Source organism: Accumulibacter sp. (genome assembly GCF_029255145.1).
In the GTDB taxonomy this organism is placed as follows: domain Bacteria; phylum Pseudomonadota; class Gammaproteobacteria; order Burkholderiales; family Rhodocyclaceae; genus Accumulibacter.
Genome location: NZ_JAPUVQ010000077.1, coordinates 1 through 21,179, shown reverse-complemented (window position 1 = coordinate 21,179; position 21,179 = coordinate 1). Strand labels below are relative to the sequence as shown.

Genomic DNA, 21,179 nt, shown 5'->3' with positions numbered 1-21,179 from the left:
CCTCTGGCGCAGCGTCAAGTACGAGGACGTGTATCTGAAGGGCTATGCCACGATGGGCGAACTGATGGTTGGCCTGGCCGAGTATTTTGCCTTCTACAACGCTGAGCGTCCGCACCAGTCGCTGGACAACACGGCACCCGCAGCCGTCTATCGAAACGGCATAGGTGGCGGGGCATTGATCCTCGACAAGTTTGGCGGCGCGGGTGGGGAATCGCCTGTTCCGCTACGCTCCACAGGCGATTCCCCACCCGCAGAGGCAAAGTCAACGACAGCATCAAAAGCAGAGTCAAAGGCAACACCGGCGCAGCGCCGTTCAGCTGCTAGCGAAATCAACTGCACAACTTAAACTGAGTTGATATTTGTCTTGACTATGGGGACCACTATAGCCGAAATCACACCGCCCATGCGCAGAGCATGAGGCTGCACCGGCTATTCACCCACTACCGCACGCACGCGCTGCGGCCACCCGGCTGCCTGCGAGTGGCCGAGTAGCGGTCGGGCCGTTGTCCGGTCAGCATCTCGCCGGTAATCGCTGGCCCGGATGCCGCCGGTAGACCGACGACGACGGCTTGCTGCCCGGTGTCACTCGTCGCCGGTCATCGGTGTGGCTGTCTGCTGCCCACCTCATTGAACGGGTCAGCCGCTATTCGCTATTCGCTATGGTTTCGGGGTAGAGCCTCATCACTTCGGCATGACCCGATGCCGAAGCAATCGTTGCGGCGATCATCGGCCTGGCGCACGGCCTTGGCTTGCAGACCGTCGCCGAAGGCATCGAGAGCGCGGCGCAGCTGGCATTCCTGCGCGATAAGGGCGGCGATGCAGGGCAGGGCTACCTGTTCGCCAAGGCGCTGCCCGCAGCCGGGTTCGAGGCTCTGGTGCTTAACCGCCATCTGGTCTGACGGATCGCAGTGACCGTGGGGGTCGGTGCGGGAGAGGCGAGTGGGCTGGCCCGAGACGCGGGCCAGCAGCCACTCAGCGATTCGCCACCCACAGCAGCAGGGCGTCTAGTGCGGGCTTGCCGAGTCTGGCATTGGCGTCGTTGATCATTCCGACGACGATCCAGCGCTTGCCGCTGTTGTCCAGCAGATAGCCGGCGATTGCCCGCACGCCTTCGAGATAGCCGGTTTTCAGGTGCGCGCGTCCAGCCGTCGGACCATTCGTCAAACGCTTGCGCAGTGTGCCGTCCACCCCGGCGACGGGCAGCGAGGCGATCAGTTCGGGCATCAGCGGGCTTTGCCAGGCGGCGCTCAGCAGCTGCGCCAGCCCGGCGGCCGAAATACGCGCCTTGCGCGACAGGCCGGAACCGTTGTCGAGCACCAGTTCCGGTAGCTGCAGACCGCTGGCCTGGAGCCAGGCGGCAACCTGTCGGCGGGCGCCATCGGTGGTCGCCGGGCGTTCGCTGTCGAGGCTCAGGAAGAGCTGGCGGGCCATCACGTTGTTGCTGTACTTGTTGATGTCGCGAACGATCTCGGCGAGTGCTGGCGACTCCTGCAGCGCCAGTGGTCGTGCGCCGGCCGGCGTGCGGCCTTCGCGAACGCGGCCGCTGAAGCTGCCACCGAGCTCCCGCCAGAGCGCACGAAACAGCGCTTCGACCTGCACATCGGCTGTCCACGGCGCCAGATTCAGCGCCCGCTCGCCGCACGCGGCCGGAAATGTGCCGCTGAGTTCGATGGTCAGGCCGTTGACGGCCGGTTTCACCTGCTCACGCCAGTCGCCACAGGCGTCACGCCCCACGACAAGTCGATTGTCGATGCGCAAACCGTCGCTGGGGGTTTCGGCGATCACCTTGACGGCTTTTCCAGACGGGTCCGCCTGCAGGAGCAGACGCAAGCTCTTGAAGTTCACCAGCAGCGCGTCGGGGCCGGCGTTATAGGGCCGTAGCGGTTCATTGTCGAACTCGCCGGGATCGTGTGGCGACAAGGCAAAGGCACTGCGATCGAGCACCAGGTCGCCACTGATTTCGCTTACTCCATGCGTACGCAGCTGCCGTAGCAACAGCCAGAACTGTTCGAGAGTGAGCTTGGGGTCGCCGCCGCCGCGCAGATAGACGTTGCCGTTGATCCGACCGTTGGTCGGGCCGGCGTCGGCGAGTATTTCGGTGCGCCAGGTATGCGCCGGTCCGAGCATCTCCAGCGCGGCGTAAGTCGTCACCAGCTTCATCGCCGAAGCGGGGTTCATCGCTTGGCGGGCGTTGTGGCTGAGCAGGGGCGGGCCGCCGTCTACCGCCTGAACGACGATAGCGATCGATCGGACCGGGATGTTGGCCTGCTGCAGTGCGTTGCTGACCGCGCTCGGCAGGTCGGCCGCGCCGACCGCCTGCACGCAGGCGAGAAACAGTGGCAGCAGGGCCAGGACCGAGCGTCGCGCGAAGTCGAGAAGTCGTGGCGACCGGGTCATCGGTGGTTCTGGCCGCCGGCAGGGGAGTGCCTTTCTCGTGCAGGAATTCCCGGGAGAGCGCGTCGGTCGACGCCACCGACCGCACTCTCGCCGGTCAAGCCTTTCTTCGTCAGCCTTGCTCCCAGGGGGCCGGGTGACTGAGGAATTCGACCAGCAGGCCGTCAAGTTGCCCGAGCAAGAGGTCGTTGCGTCCTGCCAGCCAGGCGCGGACCAGATCGCTGTCGTGGCCGGGCAGGGCCTCGTCGACCAGCAGGCCGGCAACGGTGAGGTCATTCATCCGGCCAAGCAGGTCGAGCAGGCCGGTCGCGCTCTGCAGGTAGCGCTGCATGCCGCGTGCCGGGAACAGTGGGGCCAGGAACTCGAGCGCGTAGCGCAGCCGCTTCAGGGCGACGCGCAGGTCATGACGCGCCTCCGGGTGCGAATCCTTGGTCAGTGCCGCCAGCTCGGCGACCCGTTTCGCGCGTTTTTTCAACGAGCGGGGGGCGAAAACGGCCAGCTTCGGCTTCTTCCGTTCGGGCAGGCTCAGCGTGGCGGCGGTGAATTCGAGCAGCAACTGCGAGTAGCTGGTTGATCCCATCGCCGCCTGCGCGCTCTTGCGGCAGCCGGCCAGCCTGATCTCGGCCTGCTTCGCAATCTGCTGGATTTCTCCGTGGTCCGGGAAGGCCTTGCTGATCGGCGGCAGGATCTCGGTGATGAAGACATCCCAGTTGCGGGTGTCGCCAAGCTGGTTGGCCAGCGTGCGCCAGCGCGGGTCGAAGTTGCTGATGTAGTCCTCCGGCAGCAGCGGTCTCCAGAGCCGGATTGCCGAACGCAGGCGGCGCATGGCCACCCGTGCCTGATGGACGAACTCGGGCGCGCTGCTGCCGCGCGCACCGCGCTCGTTGGCCTGCAGTTGTGCCAGGCAGGAGAAGGCGGTGCTGCGGAAGACGTCGATGGTCGACATGCCCAACTGCAGCGACACGTTCGCGGCCCTGGCCGCGGCCAGCGGCGTATCGTCCGCCAGCCGGTAGCCGCGTTCGGCCTTGCTCGCGCTTTCCGGATGCAGCGGCAAGTCGTTTTGCAGGGCCAGCGCCACCGCGAAGAGATCCGGTACGCTTCCTTCGAGAAGTTCCAGTTCAACTTCGCAGATCACTTCCTGACGCCCCGCCGCCTCGATCTTTCCGCGGTCGAGAGCGACCTCGATGCGCGTGCCTTCCTGCGGCGTCAGGATCCAGGCGGCACGCGTGAAGTCGGTGCTGAACACCGGTACCAGTTCCGGCGTTGCCGCTTCGAGAAAGCGGCGCAGTTTGGGACTGTCGACGTGGCTGAAGTCGAACTCGCCCGGTTGGCCGGGGACTTCCCATTCGTTGCGCTGGGCGAGGCCGCCCGGGGCCGGCGCGTCGCTCTTTACGGTCAGCAGCCAGTCCTCACCTTTGAGGCGGTAGCGGACGGCAATCCGCTTCGCCTGAAGTTTCCGGTCGGGGGTGTCATAGTAGGTATTGACCAGTTTTGCCCGCAACGGCTTGCTGCTGGCCAGCAGCGGGTGGGTGGCCAGGCGGCGCGCGGCGCCAGCCGGGATGCTCAGCTTGATCTCGGTTTCCAGTGCCATTATGGGTGTCTCCTCGTGAAGTTATTTTAGGTGCAGCAGCGTTCAGAGATCGTAGGCGCGCAGTGCATCAACATCCGCGATGTGGATTTTTCGGCCTTCAACGACGATCAAGCCTTTTTCGGACAGCTCATGCAGGATCCGTGAAAAGTGCTCTTGCGTCAGGTTGAGGCGCGAAGCAATGACGCCTTTGTTGGTCGGCAGCGTGACGATGATCGAGGACGTGTGCTCATCGACGTGGTCGCGAAGCAGATAGCCGATGATCCGCCGGCGACCTGAATGCAGGGAGTACGACTCGACATCGTTCATCAGCTGGTGCAAGCGCATTGACAGCCCGGCAATCATCTTGCGGCCAAGCCTGGGGTCGCTGTCGAGTTCCTCGATGATCGCCGTCTTGGAAATGTGCAGCACCAGCGAGTCGGCGAGCGCCTGTGCGTAGACCATGAATGGCTTGTCCGTGAACATCACGGCCTCGCCGAAGGTTTGACCCTGCGGGAGAATGTCCACGACTTTTTCGCCGCCTTGCGGCGAGGTGAAAGCCAGTTTCACCTGGCCGTAGACGATCAGGTAGAAGCCGGTCGGGGTGTCTCCCTTGTGGAACAGGATGTCGCCACGGGTGGCGTTAATTTCGCGTGTGCCACGGGCAAGACGTGCGATTTCTTCTTTTTCCAGCTCGTTGAACAGCGGCACGTGCGCCAGCAGCGCTTCGATGTTAAGGCCGTGTTGAGCCAGGTGCATGGGCGGTTTCCGAAAGGGTTGGCCAGAAGCAGGAGGCCAATATTCGCATTTGTATTCGCCCGGGGCAAGCTCGTTGCAGGATGCTGGCAGCGCCGCGTTGCCGGCTTGCCGGCGGAGGTGAGGATCGATGACAGACGGCTTTGCCGCGCCGGGTTTTTCGGTGATCGCCTCCGGCAGGCGCTGTTTGGCATATCGAGGCGTCAGGCCGTATACTCGCACGATTTTTTCTTGCGCGAGGCAGGTGTGAATTTGCAAGCAGCGACCGTTTCTTCGCCAGCGTCGGTGGTGCCGGCAATTTCATCGGGGACGCCGACCAGCCTGGCGCGCGCCTGGCTGTGGCTGGGCGTGATGGCACTGATCGGTTCCGGTTTGCTGGCCGTGCTGTTGGTATTGTCGCGGACCCCCGGTATTCAGGATGTCTTTCCGCTCAAGGACCTGTTCCGCGCGGCGCTGGTGGTGCACGTCGATCTGTCGGTGGCCGTCTGGTTCATGGCTTTTGCCGCCGTGATCTGGTGCTCGGTCGGCGGCGGCGGTCTGGCCTGGCTGGGCTGGAGCGGTTTCGTCCTGGCCGCGCTGGGGACCATGCTGATGACCGTCTCGCCATTTTTCCCCGGTGCCGAGCCGGTGCTCAACAACTACATCCCGGTATTGAAACAGCCCTTGTTCTTCGCTTCGCTGTGGATCTTCGGCGTCGGCATGAGTCTGGCGGTGTTGCGCGCGCTGATCACCACCTGGCCGGCACGCTTGCTCGGCGAGCCGCTGCGTCTCGGCGCCTTTCTGGGAGCGGTGGCCGCCTTTCTGGCTCTGGCCGCCTTCTTCTGGTCGTGGTCGATGGTCCCCGAGGTAGACGGCACGATCTACTACGAGGTCTTGTTCTGGGGCGGCGGCCATACCCTGCAGTTCCAGCATGCGCTATTGATGGTCGTCGCCTGGCTGTGGATTGCCGGGCACCTGGGTCGTCCGTCAGCCGTGTCGCCGCGTGCGGCGTCGGTGCTGTTCCTGGTCGCCGCCGTGCCACTGCTGGCGGTGCCGGCGATCTATCTGGTGCTGCCGGTCGGTTCGCTGCCGCACGTCGAGCTGTTTGCCAAACTGATGGAGTGGGGCCATCCCTACATGGGACCGTTGATTCTGCTCGGCGCGCTGTCTCTGTGGGGCGTGCGGACGGTGCCGGCTGCGCCTGCCAAGTCCGCCTTTGTCGCTTCCTTCGTCCTGTTTGCGCTCGGCGGCGTCCTCGGCTACCTGATTCACGGGGTCAACGTCGTCATCCCGGCGCACTATCACGGATCGACGGTGGGTGTGACGCTGGCCTTCATGGGCCTGGCCTACGCCCTGCTGCCGCCGCTCGGCTTCGGCCGTCCCGAGGGCCGCATCGCAATCTGGCAACCCTACGTCTATGGCGGCGGGCAACTGATTCATGTCCTCGGTCTGGCGTGGTCGGGTGGCTACGGCGTGCAGCGCAAGGTCGCCGGCGCAGACCAGATGCTGACCACCCTGCCGCAGAAGGTCGGCATGGGGATGATGGGCCTCGGTGGCCTGATCGCGGTCATCGGCGGCCTGATGTTCGTGCTGGTCTGCCTGAAGGCGATGGCGTGGCGCCGCCGCGCACGGTGAACAGCCCGTGCTGAAGCAGGAACGCAGGTCATGAAGCAGGCGCACGCGTTGCGCCTGGCGGTGGTAGCCGGTGTGCTGACCATCGCCACCATCGGCCTGCTTGGCTACCGGCTGGCAGGCCAGGCCAGCGCGCCGGATGCCGGGATGCCGCCCGGCTTGCTCTCGGCGCCGCAATTGACTCCCGAGCAGGCGCAGGCCGAGGTCGAGGCAATCATGGCGCTGACTCTGGACGATCTCGATGGGCGTCCGCAGGCCATCGCGCAGTGGCGGGGCAAGATCCTGGTGATCAATTACTGGGCTAGCTGGTGCAAGCCCTGCGTCGAAGAAATGCCGGCCTTCGCGAGCCTGCAAAGCCGCCATGCGGGGCAGGGCGTACAGTTTGTCGGCATCGGCATCGACGACGCCGAGAAGATGCGCCGCTTCGTGAAGGTGACGCCGGTTTCGTATCCGCTGCTGGTCGCCGGTGACGCCGCCAGTCAGACGCCTGGCCTGCAGGTCAAGGCCTTGCCCTATACGGTGATCATCGGTCGCGATGGTCGTTTCGAGAGCAGCCGGCTGGGGCGCCTTGACGAGGCAAAGCTGGAGCCCATCCTGCGGCGATTGATCGCCAGGTAGGCAGACAGCAGGGACGAGGCTCTGCGCAGAATCGTCTGTTGGCCGCCGGCGGGAATCGTCGAGAGCCCGGCCGCGTCAGGAAGGTCCGCGAAGTCCTGCCTGGGCCGGGCGTGGACGGCGGCGCACCGCCGCCCGCTTACAGGACCTTGACCTGCACCTTGCGGGGTTGCGCATGCTCCGCCTTGGGGATCGAGAGTTTCAGCACCCCTTGCGTGAACTCGGCGCCGACCTTGCTCGCGTCGAGTTCCTTGGAGAGGGTGAACACCCGCCGGTAGCGCGCCAGGCCGACTTCAATGTGGCTGTCCTGCATGCCTTCAGGCGTTTCCAGATCGATCTCGCCTTCGATGGTCAGTGCGTCGCCTTCGACGTGCAGATGCAACTTGTCCTTCGGTACGCCAGCCAGGTCGGCGTACAGGGTGATTCCCGAAGCATCCTCGATGACGTCGACCGGCGGCAGCAGAGCCGCGTCGTCACGGTTGTCCCGTTTTGTGACCGGGTTGTTTTCGGACATTTTCGATTCTCCTCACTGAATGGTGATGCGGCGTGGCAGGGCGTCCTGCTTGCGGGCGATGCTGATTCGCAGCACGCCGTCGCGGTATTTCGCTTCGACAGCGGTCACGTCGATGTCGTCGGGCAGGGTGACGACGCGGCGGAAACGGCCGGCGAAACGCTCGTCGATATGCACGGTCGCTTTCTCGCCGGGTGGGTCGAGCTTGCGCTCGCCGGCGACGGTGAGCACACCCTTCTCGATTTGTACATCCAGGGTCGCAGGGTCGATTCCCGGTGCGAAGGCGTAGACTTCGACGGAACCGGCGGTGCCGCCGACGTTCATCGCCGGGAAGCCGCCGCGGGCTATCCCGCGAATGCTCGGCGACAGGTGAAAACCCTGCTGCGTTTCGCGTTGCAGCCGATCGAGTTCCGCTAGCACGTCACGGGGAAAGAGAGAGCGGTACATCATGTTGAATCCTCCATGCGCTTGGCTCAGGGGCGCCGGGATTGGCGCTTCGCCACCTAGCTGGGGGTCTTTTTGATGACTTCAATAGCTTGATTTCGCCCATGGTGCCCACCATTTGCTATCGTTAGCCGAACAGCGCGGCTGATCGAGGATGGATCATGGAATTCAAGGACTACTACCAGACGCTGGGGGTCGCGCGCGACGCGACCGCCGACGAAATCAAGAAGGCTTACCGGAAGCTGGCGCGCAAGTATCACCCGGACGTTTCCAAGGAAGCGGACGCGGAAGCGCACATGAAGGAGGTCAACGAGGCGAACGCGGTGCTCTCCGACCCGGAAAAGCGCGCCGCCTACGATCAGTTGGGACGCGGCTACCGGCCTGGTCAGGAGTTTCGTCCGCCGCCCGACTGGGATGCCGGTTTCGAGTTTTCGGGCCGCGGCGCTTCGCCGGGTGAAACCGCCGACTTCTCGGATTTCTTCGCCGAGGTGTTTGGCCGCATGGGTGGCGCACGTGGCTTCGCTCCCGGGCAGCGCGCGTCGTTCCAGGCGCGCGGTGACGATCATCACGCCAAGGTGCTGCTGGACATCGAGGATGCCTTCAGCGGCGCGACCCGGCAGATCTCCTTGCGTGCGCCGAGGACCGACGCGCAGGGTCGCGTATCGCTGGAAACACGCACCTTGAACGTCAGGATTCCGCAGGGTGTGCACGCCGGCCAGATCATTCGCCTGGCGGGCCAGGGAACACCCGGTTTCGGCGGCGCGCCGGCCGGAGACCTGATGCTGGAGGTCCAGTTCCGGCCACACTCGCGCTTTCGCGCGAACGGGCGCGACCTGCACCTGACCTTGCCGGTCGCCCCCTGGGAGGCGGCGCTCGGCGCGGTGGTGGAGGTGGAGCTGCCGCAAGGCGGCGTCAAGGTGCGGATCCCCGAAGGGACGCAGAGCGGACGCCAGATGCGGGTTCGTGGCAAGGGGATTCCGGGCACTTCGCCGGGCGATCTGCTGCTCGACATCCAGGTCGTGCTGCCGCCAGCGGTCACCGCCAGGGCGCGGGAACTCTATGAAACCATGGCGCGGGAACTGGCCTTCGACCCGCGTCCGCAGGGGAGGAAATGAGCCATGCGCGACGAGGATATCCTGACCGGCAGCCCGATCGAAGACAGCTGGCTGACGCTCGAACAGCTTGCCGCGGCGTGCACGGTCGAGCCCGTCTGGCTGCGGCGCCATCTCGACGAGGGGCTGATTCCGCGTGCCGAGAGCGTCGCCGGGGTGTGGTGTTTCGCCAGCACCAGCATCGTTCGCGCACGGCGGATGCGCCAGCTGGAGAGGGATTTCGATGCCGTGCCAGAACTGGCGGCGCTGGTCGCCGACCTGCTCGAGGAACTCGACGAACTGCGCGGGCGTGTCGGGCGCGTCGATCCGAACTGAGCTACGGCGTGGGCGCCGCCCTGGACCCTTGCATCCGCCGGCGGACTCGGAGAACGGTGAACAGCGGGTGTTCCGGAACCGTGGTGGCGGGAATCCGAGTCGCCGGATTTTGGCCTTCGTCGGGCTGGCTGATTGGCACGGCTTATGTCATTATCGCCAGCCTGACGATTCGCCCGCCATGACCTGGCAAGTGCGCGGGCAGCTTGGCGAAGTCGCCAGGCCGGGCAGCAATCGCGCGTTCTTGTTCCAGGCGGGACGACAGCGCTTCTGAGGGACAGCGTGGATGACCAAGCACTCGCAGCGCTCCGAGCTTGAAGCGGCGCTTCTGTCGTTCCGGCGGGCTTTCATGACCGTCGGCGCGTTCAGTTTTTTCACCAACCTGCTGATGCTGACGCCTGCCATCTACATGCTGCAGATCTACGATCGGGCGCTGGGCAGCCGCAATACGACGACGCTGCTGATGTTGACGCTGATCGCGCTCGGGCTGCTGGCGTTGATGTCATTGCTCGAGTGGATCCGATCGATGGTTCTGGTGCGGGTCGGCGCTCGCCTCGATCTTGACATCAATTCGCGGATCTTCGACGCCACCTTTGAACGCAATCTGCGCCAGGCCGGCCAGAACCCGGCCCAGGCGCTGCATGATCTGGCGTCGATGCGGCAGACACTGACCGGCGCCGGTCTGGTCGCGCTCACCGATGCGCCGTGGATGCCGATCTACTTGCTGGTGATCTTCATGATGCACCTGCACCTTGGCGTCTTCGCGCTGATCGGGGTGCTGGTGCTGGTGACGCTGGCGGTGGTCAACGAACGCCTCTCGGCGGCGCCGCTGGGCGAGGCGCAGAAATTGGCCATGGCGGCCAATGCGCAAGCCAATAGTCATCTGCGCAATGCCGAAGTGATCGAGGCGATGGGGATGCTGCCAGCGATCCGCGGTCGCTGGTTTGCATTGCACCGGAAGTTCCTGGTGCAGCAGACGCTGGCCAGTGACCGCGCCGGCCTGCTCAACGCCGTCACCCGCTTCGCGCGGATCTCGATGCAGTCGCTGGCCTTGGGCTACGGCGCGCTGCTGACCATCGACGGCCAGATTACCGCCGGCATGATGATCGCCGGATCGATTCTGGTCGGGCGGGCGCTGGCCCCGGTCGAGGCGCTGATCGGCAACTGGAGACAGCTGGTTTCAGCGCGCGCCGCCTACCAGCGGCTGGCGGAATTGTTGCGCATCTATCCGGCGCGGGTCGCCGGCATGCCCTTGCCGCGACCGCTTGGCGAAGTGCTGGTCGAGAACGCCGCGACCGCCGCGCCGGGAAGCAAGCTGCTGATTCTCAGAAACGTGAATTTCAAGCTCACGGCCGGGGAGGTGGTGGCGATCATCGGCCCCAGCGCGTCCGGCAAGTCCACCCTGGCGCGTTTGCTGGTTGGCGTCTGGCCCGCTCTGGCCGGTTCCGTGCGCCTCGATGGCGCCGAGATCTTCAAGTGGAACAAGGACGAACTCGGTCCGTATCTGGGCTACCTGCCACAGGACATCGAGTTGTTCGACGGAACGGTGGCCGAGAACATCGCCCGTTTTGGCACGGTCGATGCCGACCTGGTGCTGGCCGCAGCGCAGGCAGCGGGCGTCCATGAGCTGATTCTGCTCCTCCCGGACGGCTACGACACGCCACTCGGCGACGCCGGCAGCGCCCTCTCGGGTGGACAGAAGCAACGCATCGCCCTGGCGCGCGCGCTCTACGGCGACCCGGCGCTGATCGTTCTCGACGAGCCCAACTCGAACCTTGACGATCAGGGCGAGGCGGCGCTGGCCGAGACCATCCGGCGGCTGAAGGCGCGAAAGCGGACGGTGGTGATCGTCACCCACCGGATGACCACGCTGGCCGTCGCCGACAGCATTCTGGTGCTGCACGAGGGAACCGTGAAGGCGCACGGTCCACGCGACCAGATGCTCGAGGCGATGCGATCGGGCAATGCGGCGGCGACCGGCCGGGCGCCGACTGCCGGCAGGCCCGCGCCGACGGTCGCGTCCGCCGATGCGCTCCCGGCGGCGCCGGCCGTCAGCGCCTGACTGGCGAGGCAGGACGATGGCCACCAACATCTTTGACCGCAAGACCACCGTCGACGGTGCGGTCACCGACCTCACCGAGCTTGCCACCGAACCGCCGGGCCAGGCCGGGGCACCCCTGGACATCAATCATGCCCGGGCGTCACGCCTCGGCTGGCTGGTGCTGCTCGTCGGTTTCGGCGGTTTCATGCTCTGGGCCGGCATGGCACCGCTTGACCAGGGGGTGCCGAGCAGTGGGCAGGTGGTTGTGACCGGCAATCGCAAGACCGTACAGAACCTCAGCCCCGGGCTGGTCCAGGCGATCCTGGTCAAGGATGGCGACGAAGTCAGCAGCGGCGATGTCCTGGTGCGGCTCGATCCGACGACCGCGCGCTCGCAGTACGAAGTGGCGTACAGTCAATGGCTGGTCGCCAAAGCGGCCGAGGCGCGTCTGCTGGCCGACGTCCAGGGGCAGTCGGAAATCGTCTTTCCAGAAGAGTTGTTGAAGCAGCAGGACGACCCGCGGGCGGCCAGCGCGATGGCCGTCCAGACGCAGCTCCTGCGGTCGCGCCAGGCCGGTTTGCAGGCGGAACTCGGCGCCCTGAGGAATACGCTGGCCGGCCTGCAGTCCTACGTCAAGGGTCTGGAGGCGACCCGTCGCGCCAAGGAAGAACAGTCGAAGCTGCTGCAGGAAGAACTCAAGGGACTGCGCGAACTGGCAGCCGAGGGCTATCTGCCACGCAATCGTCTGTCCGAGCAGGAACGACTGCTGGCGCAACTCGGTGGCGCCATTTCCGAGGACCTCGGCAATCTCGGGCGCGCGCAGCAGAGCATCGGCGAGATCAGGATGCGCATCGTCGCGCGCGAGCAGGACTATCACAAGGAAGTCGAGAACGCGCTGGCGGAAGTTCAGAAAGAAACCAGCAGTCTCGACAGCCGGATCAAGGGACTCGCCTTTGAACTCGCCAATACCGATGTCCGTGCCCCGTCCGAAGGGATCGTCGTCGGTTTGACCGTGCACACCATTGGCGGCGTGCTGGCCCAGGGTACGCCGCTGATGGACGTGGTGCCGAAGAACGAACCACTGCGCATCGATGTCCAGATTGCCACCACCCTGATCGACAAGGTCAGGCCGGGTCTGCCGGTTGAAATCACCTTTCCGGCATTCAACCAGAAGACCACGCCGCAGATTCCCGGCGAGTTCGTGCAGGTCGCGGCCGACGCCACGACCGACCCCCAGGGCCGCGTGCCGCCTTTCTACCGGGGCCAGGTGGTGGTCACCGAGGCCGGCATGAAGAAGCTGAAGATGCACGAGATCAAGGCCGGGATGCCTGCCGAAGTATTCATCAAGACCGGCGAGCGGACGATGTTGAACTATCTGTTCAAGCCCTTGCTCGATCGCTTCAATTCGGCATTGACCGAGGAGTGAGCATGCGGCATTGGCAGGCGACCGTGGCCGGTTGCGCGCTGGCGCTTTTTTCGGCGGCGGCGGTCGCCGCGGGTCTGCTCGACGCGTATCGTTCGGCCCGGCAGAACGACCCCGCCTTCAGAGCGGCGCGTTATGAACGTGACGCCGGCCAGTATGCGGTGGCCATCGGTCGTGCCGGCTTGCTGCCGAACATCTCGATCACCGGCTCGTATGCCAAGAATACCGGTGAGCGCGAGTCGACGCTGGTCAACGTGACGCAGTCGCTCGACTATTACGACAAGCAGGCGGCGATCATCCTGCGGCAGCCGCTGTTTAACTACGAGAGCTACGTGCGCTACCAGCAGGGCGGTGTTCAGGCTGCCTACAGCGATGCGGTGTTCGACCGGAAAGAGGCTGAACTGGCCGCCAAGCTGTCAAGCGCCTATTTCGACACGCTGCTGGCTCTCGAGCGGTTGGCGCTGACCGAAGCCGAGATCGCCGCCTACGGCGCGCAGCGCGAACTCGCGCAGCGTCGGCTGAAGGGTGGCGAGGGCACGCTGACCGAGATTGCCGAGGCCGAGTCGCGGCTGCAGTTTGCCCGCGCTGGCCGCGCGGAGGCACTCGATCGCGTCGCGGTCACGACGCGTGTACTCGAAGGAATCACCGGCAAGCCGATGCGAGACCTGTGGATCCTGCGGCCGGACTTCATCCCGACTGGCGTCGAGCCCGGTGTTCTCGAAGAATGGCTCTCTCTGGCCCGCGAGAACAATCCGGAGATCCGTGCGCGGCGAAAGGTGCTGGAACTGGCGAGCCTGGAGGTGGATCGGAATCGTGCCGGGCATCTGCCGCAGCTGGATCTTGTGGCGCGTGCGCTGCGAGCCGAGAACGAGACGCTGTCGACGCTCAACCAGCGGAGCGCGATCACCACCGTTGGCGTACAGCTCAACGTGCCGCTATTTGCCGGTGGCCGGGTCGATGCCCTGACCGGGCAGGCGGTCGCCAACCGCGGGCGCACGCTGGCCGAGCTGGATGTCGCGGTCAACGAGGTGCTGACCGAGGTCGAACGCCAGTTTCTCGCCGTCCAGACAGGCGTCAGCAAGGTCGCCGCGTATCACAAGGCCGTCGAGGCCAGCGTGGTGGCCGTCAAAGGGAACCAGCGCGGCCTGGCGGCGGGCATCCGGACCAATACCGACGTTCTCGACGCCGAACGTCAGATGTTCGTCGCCAGGCGTGACCTGGCGCAGGCGCGATACGAGTTCCTGGTCAGCACCCTGCAGCTGAAAGCCGTTGCCGGAGTGCTGTCGGAAAAGGATGTCGCCGAGATCGAAGCGTTGCTCGTGGCGCAGTACTGATCGTTGGCGGTCGGCTGGCTGCCGCTGTCTCCGCGCGCAGACGGGAAGCCGTCGGCACAATCCGTCGGCACCGCAGTGGCAACTCTCTTCAGTTGCTCCTTGAATCGGGCCTGGTTGCGGCAACGCGCTGCACACCAGGCGGCAAGGCGATGCGTCCCCGCTGTCGCGAAAGGCTCGGGCTAAGATTGCCTTAAGGATGTTCCCCTACAGTAGCTCTCGTGCCTGCGGTTCGGGCCAGCGGACTGGCCAGCCCCGAAGGCCGGACTACCGGAACATCCTTTTCTGCAATCCTTCACGAGAGATCATTGACATGAACAAGCAAACCACCTTTTCCGTTGCCGCGCTGCTGCTGATCGCCACCTCCTTCGCCGGTCCTGTCGTCGCCGCAGACAGCAAGAGCCCAGCCGCGGCCGCCGTTCCGGTGACCGCCGCCGCGGCTGCGCCTGCCGGCGAAATCAGCAAGGAGCAGGCGATCGAGATGGCTCTGAAGGCGCACCCCGGTGAAGTCAGCAAGGCCTACCAGGACACCAAGAAGGGTATCAAGACCTGGGAAGTGAAGATCAGCGGTGCCGATGGCAAGAAATGGGAGCTGCACTACGAAATCAAGACCGGCGCTCTGGTCTCCGAGGAAGGCAAGTAGGCAGGCCGTCCACCACCAGCCGATTCACCGACCCGAGACCCGGCCATGCGCGCTATCGATTCGACCCAGATCAAGGTCTGGGATCCCTTCGTCCGGCTGTTCCACTGGATCCTGCTCGGCGCTTTCTGTACCGCGTACTTTTCCGAAGGCGAGGTCTTCGAGGGCCTCCATGAGCGCCTGCCCGGCGAACTGCTGCAGGGCATGCACGTCTGGGCCGGCTACGCCGTTGCCGGACTGGTGCTGTTTCGTCTATGGTGGGGCTTCATCGGTCCGCGTCATGCCCGCTTCAGCGACTTCGTGTACCGCCCGGGCGCGACGCTCGCTTATCTCAAGCGGGTGCTGACGCTGACCGCGCCGCGCCACCTCGGACACAACCCGGCAGGTGGCGCGATGATCGTCGTCTTGCTGCTCAGCCTGACCGCGACGATCGTCACCGGGCTGATGCTGTACGGCGCCGACAAGGGTCTCGGGCCGCTGGCCGGGCTGCTGGCCGAGACCAGCAGCGCGACCATCGACGGCATCGCGGAGGCGCACGAAATGGCGACCAACGCGACGCTGCTGCTGGTTGGCGCACACCTGCTCGGCGTCGTCTGGGAAAGCGTCCTGCACCGCGAGAACCTGGTCCGGGCGATGATCACCGGCCGCAAGCGCGCCTGACAGGTCGTGCCGCCGCTCGCCAGCAGCGGTTTGACCGCTTCCCGGTGGCTGCTGGCGAGCGACGATTGACTTGACTTGCCGCTTGCGCTGATACTTCCTCAGATACCGTCGACGCGCCGCTTCACGCTTGGCCGCGGCGCGCCCGGCAGCGAAGCGCGCCGGGTGAACGGACTGCAGCTGATCGGAGCGGATCGCGCCTGGCCTTGGGGCAGTGCGTCCTGGCGGTATCGCGACGATCGCTGATGGCAAGGGGGCAAGCACGAGTCGTTGCGGGAGCCGGCAGGGGGTCACCACGGGTGCGCGGCTCAGAGCTGGCACCCATATCTCGTTCCTGCAGGCTTGGCAGCGTGCCGAGAAGCCGGTGACCCAGGCCAGCCTGCTGGTCCTGGAGTGGGTTTCGAAGGCTCGCTCGGCGCTCGTTTGCCCCGGATTTCTTTCGATTCACCTACTGAAGAACGATATCGGGGTTCAATCATGGCAATACTCAAGCAGTTCGACGAACTGGTGGTGAGTTCGCGGCCCGGCCAGTCGGGCGGGCCGCGTCTGAACGAGATGCGCGCGAACAGCGTGCGCTGTCTCGGTCCGCATGGCCTGCACCGGATGGCGTATACCGAATGGGGCGATCCGGCGAATCCGCGCGTGCTGGTCTGCGTGCACGGACTGACCCGCAATGGCCGCGATTTCGACGTCCTGGCCAATGCGCTGGCCAGCGATTACCGGGTGATCTGTCCGGATATCGTCGGCCGCGGCTGCAGCGATCGCCTGTTCTTCCCGGACGACTACGCCCTGCCGACTTACGCCAACGACATCATCACGCTGATCGCCCGGCTGGGCGTTGAGTCGGTGCACTGGCTGGGGACTTCGATGGGTGGCCTGATCGGCATGTTCCTTTCGAGCCTGCCGGGTTCGCCGATCAGCCGTATGGTGCTCAACGACGTCGGGCCGTTGATCGCCCTGGAGGCGCTGCAAAGGATCGGTGAATACCTCGGCAAGGCGCCGGATTTCGCCGACCTCGGTGAGGCCGAAGCCTACGTGCGTACGGTTTGTGCGCCTTTCGGTGCGCTGACCGACGCGCAATGGCGTTTCATGACCGTCGTTGGCACCCGCCCGAAAGCCTCTGGCGGCTTCGAGATGAACTACGACCGGGCGATCGCGCTGCCCTACCAGAAGGCTTTCCTCGAAGCCAAGGAAATCAGTCTGTGGCCGATGTACGACGCCATCCGCTGTCCGACGATGGTCCTGCGCGGCGCGCAATCGGACATCCTGCTGCACGACACCGCCGTCGAGATGACCGGCCGCGGCCCGAGGGCGAACCTCGTTGAAATCCCCGCGGTCGGGCACGCGCCGATGTTCCTTGAGGAGTCGCAGGTACGCGTCGTCCAGGACTTCCTGCTCGCCGATCCAGGGTGAGCGCTGATCCTGCCGGGCTCCCGGAGTTGCGCATGGCCTTCCCGGCAGGCCGCGGGGGCATTGGTGTGGTCCGCCGGTCCGGCACGCGATGAACCTCGCGCAGCTGCTCGCGCGTAGCGCCCGGGTCTTCCCGGAGCGGCCGGCGGTGGCGCTTGGCGAGCAAGAGCTGTACTCGTACGGTGAGTTGTTCCGCCGCAGCGCGGCGATCGCCGGCAAGCTGCGCGGTGGCGGCGGTGGCGTTGGCAAGGGTCTGCAGCCCGGTGACCGGGTGGCGCTGTTCATGGCCAACTGCCCGCAGTACCTCGAACTGCTCTACGGCATCTGGCACGCGGGACTGGTCGCGGTGCCGATCAACAACAAGCTGCACCCGCGCGAGGTGGCTTTCATTGTCGCGCATTCGGCGGCGTCGCTGCTGTTCGTTGCCGGCGACCCCGGCCAGACCGCGCGGACGTGGACCGACAGCGCACCGGGCTTGCGGATCGTCTCGGTCGATGGACCGGCGTATCGGCAAATGACCAGCGGCGATCCGATCGACGTGGTCGCGCGCGCACCCGACGATCTGGCCTGGCTGTTCTACACCTCAGGGACCACCGGCCGACCGAAGGGGGTGATGCTGTCGCAGCGCAATCTGCTGGCGATGACGCTCTGTTATTTTGTCGACGTCGACCAGGCCACGGGCAGCGACAGCATCCTCTACGCGGCGCCGATGTCGCACGGCGCCGGCATGTACAACTTCGCGCACGTGCTGGTTGGCGCGCGCCACATCGTTCCAGCGTCGGGCGCTTTCGACGTCGCCGAGATCCTGGCCCTGTCGCGGCACTTCGGGCAGCTCTCGCTGTTCGCCGCGCCGACGATGGTCCACCGTCTGGTCGAGCACGTCGCTGCGTGCCGCGCCGACTGCAGCGGCATCAAGACCATCGTCTATGGTGGCGGCCCGATGTATCTCGAGGACATTCGGTGCGCGCTCGCCGTGCTCGGGGATCGTCTGGTGCAGATCTACGGCCAGGGCGAGAGCCCGATGACGATCACCGCGCTGTCACGCCAGCACCTCGCCGATCGTGCGCATCCGCGCTACCGCGAGCGCATCGCGTCGGTTGGCGTCGCGCACAGCGTGGTCGAGGTGGTGGTCGCCGACGAGGACGGCCGGCCGCTGCCCGCCGGCAGCGCCGGCGAGGTGCTGGTGCGCGGCGAAACGGTGATGCAGGGGTATTGGCGCGACCCCGAAGCGAGCGCGGCGGCCTTGCGCAACGGCTGGCTGCACACTGGCGACGTCGGCGTTCTCGATGGCGACGGTTTCCTGACGCTCAAGGACCGCTCCAAGGACGTGATCATCAGCGGTGGCGCCAACATCTACCCGCGTGAGGTCGAGGAGGTCTTGCTGCGGCACGCGGCTGTCGCCGAGGTCTCGGTGGTCGGCAGGCCGAGCGCCGAGTGGGGCGAGGAGGTCGTCGCCTTCGTCGTCTGCCGGCCGGGTCTGCTGGCGCCAACCGAGGAACTCGATCGATTGTGCCTGGATTCGATCGCTCGTTTCAAGCGCCCGAAAGACTATGTCTTTGTTGCGGCGTTGCCCAGGAACAACTATGGCAAGGTGCTCAAGACCGAGTTGCGCCGCCACTGGCATCTGCAAGGGGAGAAGTGAAGATGGGTGGACGTCTGCACGACAAGGTGGCGATCGTCACCGGTAGTGGCTCGGTCGGGCCGGGCTGGGGCAACGGCAAGGCGATTTCGGTGCTCTTCGCGCGCCAGGGGGCGAAGGTGGTCGGCGCCGACATCGACGCCGAGGCAGCCGCGGCGACGCAGCAGATCATCACCGACGAGGGCGGCAGCGGCATCGCGGTGGTCGCCGACATGACCCTCGCTGCCGAAGTCGAGCGCCTGGTCGCAGCGGCGCTCGACGCCTACGGGAGGATCGACATCCTGGTCAACAACGTCGGCATCGCCATCGTCGGCGGTCCGGCCGAACTCGACGAGGCGACCTGGGACCGGCTGATGGCGGTGAACATCAAGAGCGCCTACCTGACCTGCCACCACGTCCTGCCGGTGATGATCCGCCAGCACGCCGGGGCGATCGTCAATAACGCATCGGTTGCGGTGCGCGGCTGGGCGGGGGTCAACTATGGCTTCTACGCGGCCAGCAAGGGGGCGATGGTGGCGATGACGCGGACCATGGCGATCCGGCACGCGGCCGACGGCATCCGCGCCAACTGCGTTCTGCCGGGGCTGATGAACACGCCGCTGGTGCATGCCGCTCTGACCCGCGTCTATGGCGAGGAAGGCGACATCGCCAACCTGATCCGCACCCGCGACGCGCAGTGCCCGATGGGCCACATGGGCGACGCCTGGGATACCGCCTACGCAACGCTGTTCCTGGCTTCCGACGAGGCCAAATACATCACCGCCACCGAGCTGCTGGTCGATGGCGGGCTGTCGGCACGCTTCGCCTGAGGTTTTCGGGGCGAAGTGGGCTGACCATGCCCTTGCCCCACATTTTCGACTACCACGAGTTTCGCTTGTTGAGGCACCTCGCACAGTCTCTGAAGCTGGGCATAGCCCTGCCACATGATTGGCTGTCCCGTGGGGCGGGGTGGCACGGCCGAGGTAAGCGCCAAGGCTTCGACGCGGCAACCGCTCTTCAGGACGCGATGCCAGTCTTCAGTGCGCCAGCACGAACTTGTCGAGGATCAACGCGCCGCCGCCGATGGCGGTTCGATAGACGGCTTCAGGTGTCGCGTTGCTCCAGCAATTCGTCAAGCTAGACGGGGGTGGGCGGCAGTATTTAGAAGAAGAAGTCGCTGGCGTCGATATGCCCCGCCTGACCGATGATCGTGATCTGGTTGCCGAAGCTGTCGGCGACCAGCGCATCGGCTCCAGACGCCGAAATGCTCAGGTCGCCAATCGCATTGACCTGGGTGTTGCCGGAGAAGTCCAGGAGTTCCAGGCCATCGGCGAAGTCGGTCACCGTGTCGAGGCCGAAATCGGCGAGGAAGACGAATGCGTCGACGCCCCCACGACCGCGCAAGAGGTCATTGCCCCCCAGACCCGACAGAACGTTGGCGCCATTGTTTCCGTTCAGCGTATCGCCGTAGGCAGAGCCGGTGAGGTTCTCGATCGATGAGAAGGTATCTCCCGTGGCATGGCCGCCGGCGGCGTAACCGGTCGACAAGCTGACATTCACCCCGGCATTGGAGCCTGCATAACTGGCGGTATCGCTGCCGCCGTGGCCGTTGAGGAAGTCGCCGCCACCACGGCCCTGGAGCACGTTGGCAGAATTGTCACCATTCAGAAGGTCGTTGAAATTCGAACCGGTGAGGTTCTCGACCGACGAGAACGTGTCGCCAGTCGCATGGTTGCCGGCGCCACCGCTGGCCAACCCGGTCAGCAGGGAGACGTTCACGAAGCTGGCGGATTCCGAATAGTCGGCGGTATCGCTGCCGCCGCGGCCGTTCAGGAAATCGGCGCCACCCCGGCCCCGGAGCACGTTGGCAGAATTGTCGCCGTTGAGCAGATCGTTGAAGCTCGATCCGGCGAGGTTTTCGATCGCCGAGAAGGTATCGCCAGTCGCATGGTTGCCGGCGCCACCGCTGGCAAACCCGGTCAGCAGGGAGACGTTCACGAAGCTGACAGAATCGGAATAGTCGGCGGTGTCCGAATCGGACCCGCCAAGCAGGCTGTCGGAACCGCCGCCTCCGCGCAGCACGTCGTCGCCGTCGCCGCCGGTCAGCACGTTGGCGCCGGCGTCACCACTGAGGATGTCGCCCAAGGCCGAGCCGCCGAGGTTCTCGATCGACGAGAAGGTGTCGCCAGTCGCATGGTTGCCGGCGCCACCGCTGGCCAATCCGGTCAGCAGGGAGACGTTCACGAAGCTGGCGGAATCGGAATAGTCGGCGGTGTCCGATCCGGACCCGCCAAGCAGACTGTCGGAACCGCCGCCACCGCGCAGCACATCGTCGCTGTCGCCGCCGGTCAGCACGTTGGCGCCGGCATCACCGCCGAGGATGTCGCCAAAGGCCGAGCCGCCGAGGTTCTCGATCGACGAGAAGGTATCCCCTGTGGCATGGCCGCCGGCGGCGTACCCGGTCGACAAGCTGACATTCACCCCGGCATTGGAGCCTGCATAGCTGGCGGTATCGTTGCCGCCGCGGCCGTTGAGGAAATCGGCACCGCCCCGGCCCTGGAGCACGTTGGCAGAATTGTCGCCGCTGAGGAGATCGTTGAAATCCGATCCGGCGAGGTTCTCGATCGACGAGAAGGTGTCGCCAGTCGCATGGTTGCCGGCGCCACCGCTGGCAAACCCGGTCAACAAGGAGACGTTCACGAAGCTGGCGGAATCAGCGTAGTCGGCGGTGTCCGAT

At 65.5% G+C, this 21,179-nt stretch carries 19 protein-coding genes and 1 pseudogene; 14 read left to right on the top strand and 6 right to left on the bottom strand.

Features of this window, described 5'->3' with window-relative positions; translation table 11 throughout:
* Positions 1 to 202, top strand: a pseudogene (locus tag Q1L50_RS07960) (integrase core domain-containing protein); the annotation flags it as partial.
* 508 nt (positions 203 to 710) lie between these two features.
* Positions 711 to 899 (top strand): EAL domain-containing protein, encoded by a 189-nt coding sequence (locus Q1L50_RS07955; protein WP_300337356.1) that lies wholly within the window; start codon positions 711 to 713, stop codon positions 897 to 899.
* Positions 900 to 972: 73 nt separating this feature from the next.
* Here the strand turns inward: Q1L50_RS07955 and dacB are convergent, their stop codons facing one another.
* The 3 genes from dacB to Q1L50_RS07940 all read right to left on the bottom strand — a co-directional run bounded on the left by dacB (position 973) and on the right by Q1L50_RS07940 (position 4,720).
* Positions 973 to 2,397: a D-alanyl-D-alanine carboxypeptidase/D-alanyl-D-alanine-endopeptidase gene (gene dacB, locus Q1L50_RS07950; RefSeq protein ID WP_300337354.1), complete on the bottom strand. Its 1,425-nt coding sequence runs from the start codon at positions 2,395 to 2,397 to the stop codon at positions 973 to 975.
* A 109-nt stretch (positions 2,398 to 2,506) separates the two neighbouring features.
* Positions 2,507 to 3,985, bottom strand: coding sequence for a CYTH and CHAD domain-containing protein (locus tag Q1L50_RS07945; protein ID WP_300337353.1), 1,479 nt, complete (start codon positions 3,983 to 3,985; stop codon positions 2,507 to 2,509).
* A gap of 42 nt (positions 3,986 to 4,027) precedes the next feature.
* Positions 4,028 to 4,720 carry a Crp/Fnr family transcriptional regulator gene (locus tag Q1L50_RS07940; RefSeq protein WP_300337355.1) on the bottom strand — a complete coding sequence of 231 codons (693 nt, stop codon included), beginning with the start codon at positions 4,718 to 4,720 and terminating at the stop codon, positions 4,028 to 4,030.
* Between the two features lie 243 nt (positions 4,721 to 4,963).
* Here Q1L50_RS07940 and Q1L50_RS07935 point away from each other — a divergent pair, with 243 nt between their 5' ends.
* Both Q1L50_RS07935 and Q1L50_RS07930 read left to right on the top strand, forming a co-directional pair.
* The gene (locus tag Q1L50_RS07935) at positions 4,964 to 6,331 is read left to right on the top strand and encodes a cbb3-type cytochrome c oxidase subunit I (RefSeq protein WP_300337352.1); all 1,368 of its coding nucleotides are present in this window, start codon (positions 4,964 to 4,966) and stop codon (positions 6,329 to 6,331) included.
* 30 nt (positions 6,332 to 6,361) lie between these two features.
* The gene (locus Q1L50_RS07930) at positions 6,362 to 6,946 is read left to right on the top strand and encodes a TlpA disulfide reductase family protein (protein WP_300337351.1); all 585 of its coding nucleotides are present in this window, start codon (positions 6,362 to 6,364) and stop codon (positions 6,944 to 6,946) included.
* A 136-nt stretch (positions 6,947 to 7,082) separates the two neighbouring features.
* On the opposite strand, the gene Q1L50_RS07925 is transcribed toward Q1L50_RS07930, so the two are convergent.
* Positions 7,083 to 7,457: an Hsp20/alpha crystallin family protein gene (locus Q1L50_RS07925; RefSeq protein ID WP_300337349.1), complete on the bottom strand. Its 375-nt coding sequence runs from the start codon at positions 7,455 to 7,457 to the stop codon at positions 7,083 to 7,085.
* A gap of 12 nt (positions 7,458 to 7,469) precedes the next feature.
* On the bottom strand, positions 7,470 to 7,904 hold the full coding sequence (locus Q1L50_RS07920; RefSeq protein ID WP_300337347.1) for an Hsp20/alpha crystallin family protein: 435 nt from the start codon (positions 7,902 to 7,904) through the stop codon (positions 7,470 to 7,472).
* Between the two features lie 155 nt (positions 7,905 to 8,059).
* On the opposite strand from Q1L50_RS07920, the gene Q1L50_RS07915 reads away from it, so the two are divergent.
* From Q1L50_RS07915 to Q1L50_RS07870, 10 genes are all read left to right on the top strand, one after another.
* Entirely contained in the window at positions 8,060 to 9,013 is a 954-nt protein-coding gene (locus tag Q1L50_RS07915; protein WP_300337345.1) for a DnaJ C-terminal domain-containing protein, read from the top strand.
* A gap of 3 nt (positions 9,014 to 9,016) precedes the next feature.
* On the top strand, positions 9,017 to 9,325 hold the full coding sequence (locus Q1L50_RS07910; RefSeq protein ID WP_300337343.1) for a chaperone modulator CbpM: 309 nt from the start codon (positions 9,017 to 9,019) through the stop codon (positions 9,323 to 9,325).
* A gap of 283 nt (positions 9,326 to 9,608) precedes the next feature.
* Positions 9,609 to 11,384 carry a type I secretion system permease/ATPase gene (locus Q1L50_RS07905; protein ID WP_300337341.1) on the top strand — a complete coding sequence of 592 codons (1,776 nt, stop codon included), beginning with the start codon at positions 9,609 to 9,611 and terminating at the stop codon, positions 11,382 to 11,384.
* 16 nt (positions 11,385 to 11,400) lie between these two features.
* Positions 11,401 to 12,789, top strand: a complete 1,389-nt coding sequence (locus Q1L50_RS07900) for an HlyD family type I secretion periplasmic adaptor subunit (protein WP_300337340.1) — start codon at positions 11,401 to 11,403, stop codon at positions 12,787 to 12,789.
* Positions 12,790 to 12,791: 2 nt separating this feature from the next.
* Positions 12,792 to 14,120 carry a TolC family outer membrane protein gene (locus Q1L50_RS07895; RefSeq protein ID WP_300337338.1) on the top strand — a complete coding sequence of 443 codons (1,329 nt, stop codon included), beginning with the start codon at positions 12,792 to 12,794 and terminating at the stop codon, positions 14,118 to 14,120.
* Positions 14,121 to 14,430: 310 nt separating this feature from the next.
* Complete coding sequence (locus tag Q1L50_RS07890) at positions 14,431 to 14,760, top strand: PepSY domain-containing protein (protein WP_300337336.1); 330 nt, start codon at positions 14,431 to 14,433, stop codon at positions 14,758 to 14,760.
* Between the two features lie 45 nt (positions 14,761 to 14,805).
* Positions 14,806 to 15,417, top strand: a complete 612-nt coding sequence (locus tag Q1L50_RS07885) for a cytochrome b/b6 domain-containing protein (protein ID WP_300337334.1) — start codon at positions 14,806 to 14,808, stop codon at positions 15,415 to 15,417.
* A 474-nt stretch (positions 15,418 to 15,891) separates the two neighbouring features.
* The gene (locus Q1L50_RS07880) at positions 15,892 to 16,827 is read left to right on the top strand and encodes an alpha/beta hydrolase (protein ID WP_300337332.1); all 936 of its coding nucleotides are present in this window, start codon (positions 15,892 to 15,894) and stop codon (positions 16,825 to 16,827) included.
* An 88-nt stretch (positions 16,828 to 16,915) separates the two neighbouring features.
* The gene (locus Q1L50_RS07875) at positions 16,916 to 18,466 is read left to right on the top strand and encodes an AMP-binding protein (protein WP_300337330.1); all 1,551 of its coding nucleotides are present in this window, start codon (positions 16,916 to 16,918) and stop codon (positions 18,464 to 18,466) included.
* Positions 18,467 to 18,468: 2 nt separating this feature from the next.
* Positions 18,469 to 19,272, top strand: coding sequence for an SDR family NAD(P)-dependent oxidoreductase (locus Q1L50_RS07870; RefSeq protein WP_300337328.1), 804 nt, complete (start codon positions 18,469 to 18,471; stop codon positions 19,270 to 19,272).
* Positions 19,273 to 19,603: 331 nt separating this feature from the next.
* Here Q1L50_RS07870 and Q1L50_RS07865 read toward each other — a convergent pair.
* The coding region (locus tag Q1L50_RS07865) for a calcium-binding protein (protein ID WP_300337326.1) at positions 19,604 to 21,179 on the bottom strand (1,576 nt) is incomplete at its 5' end.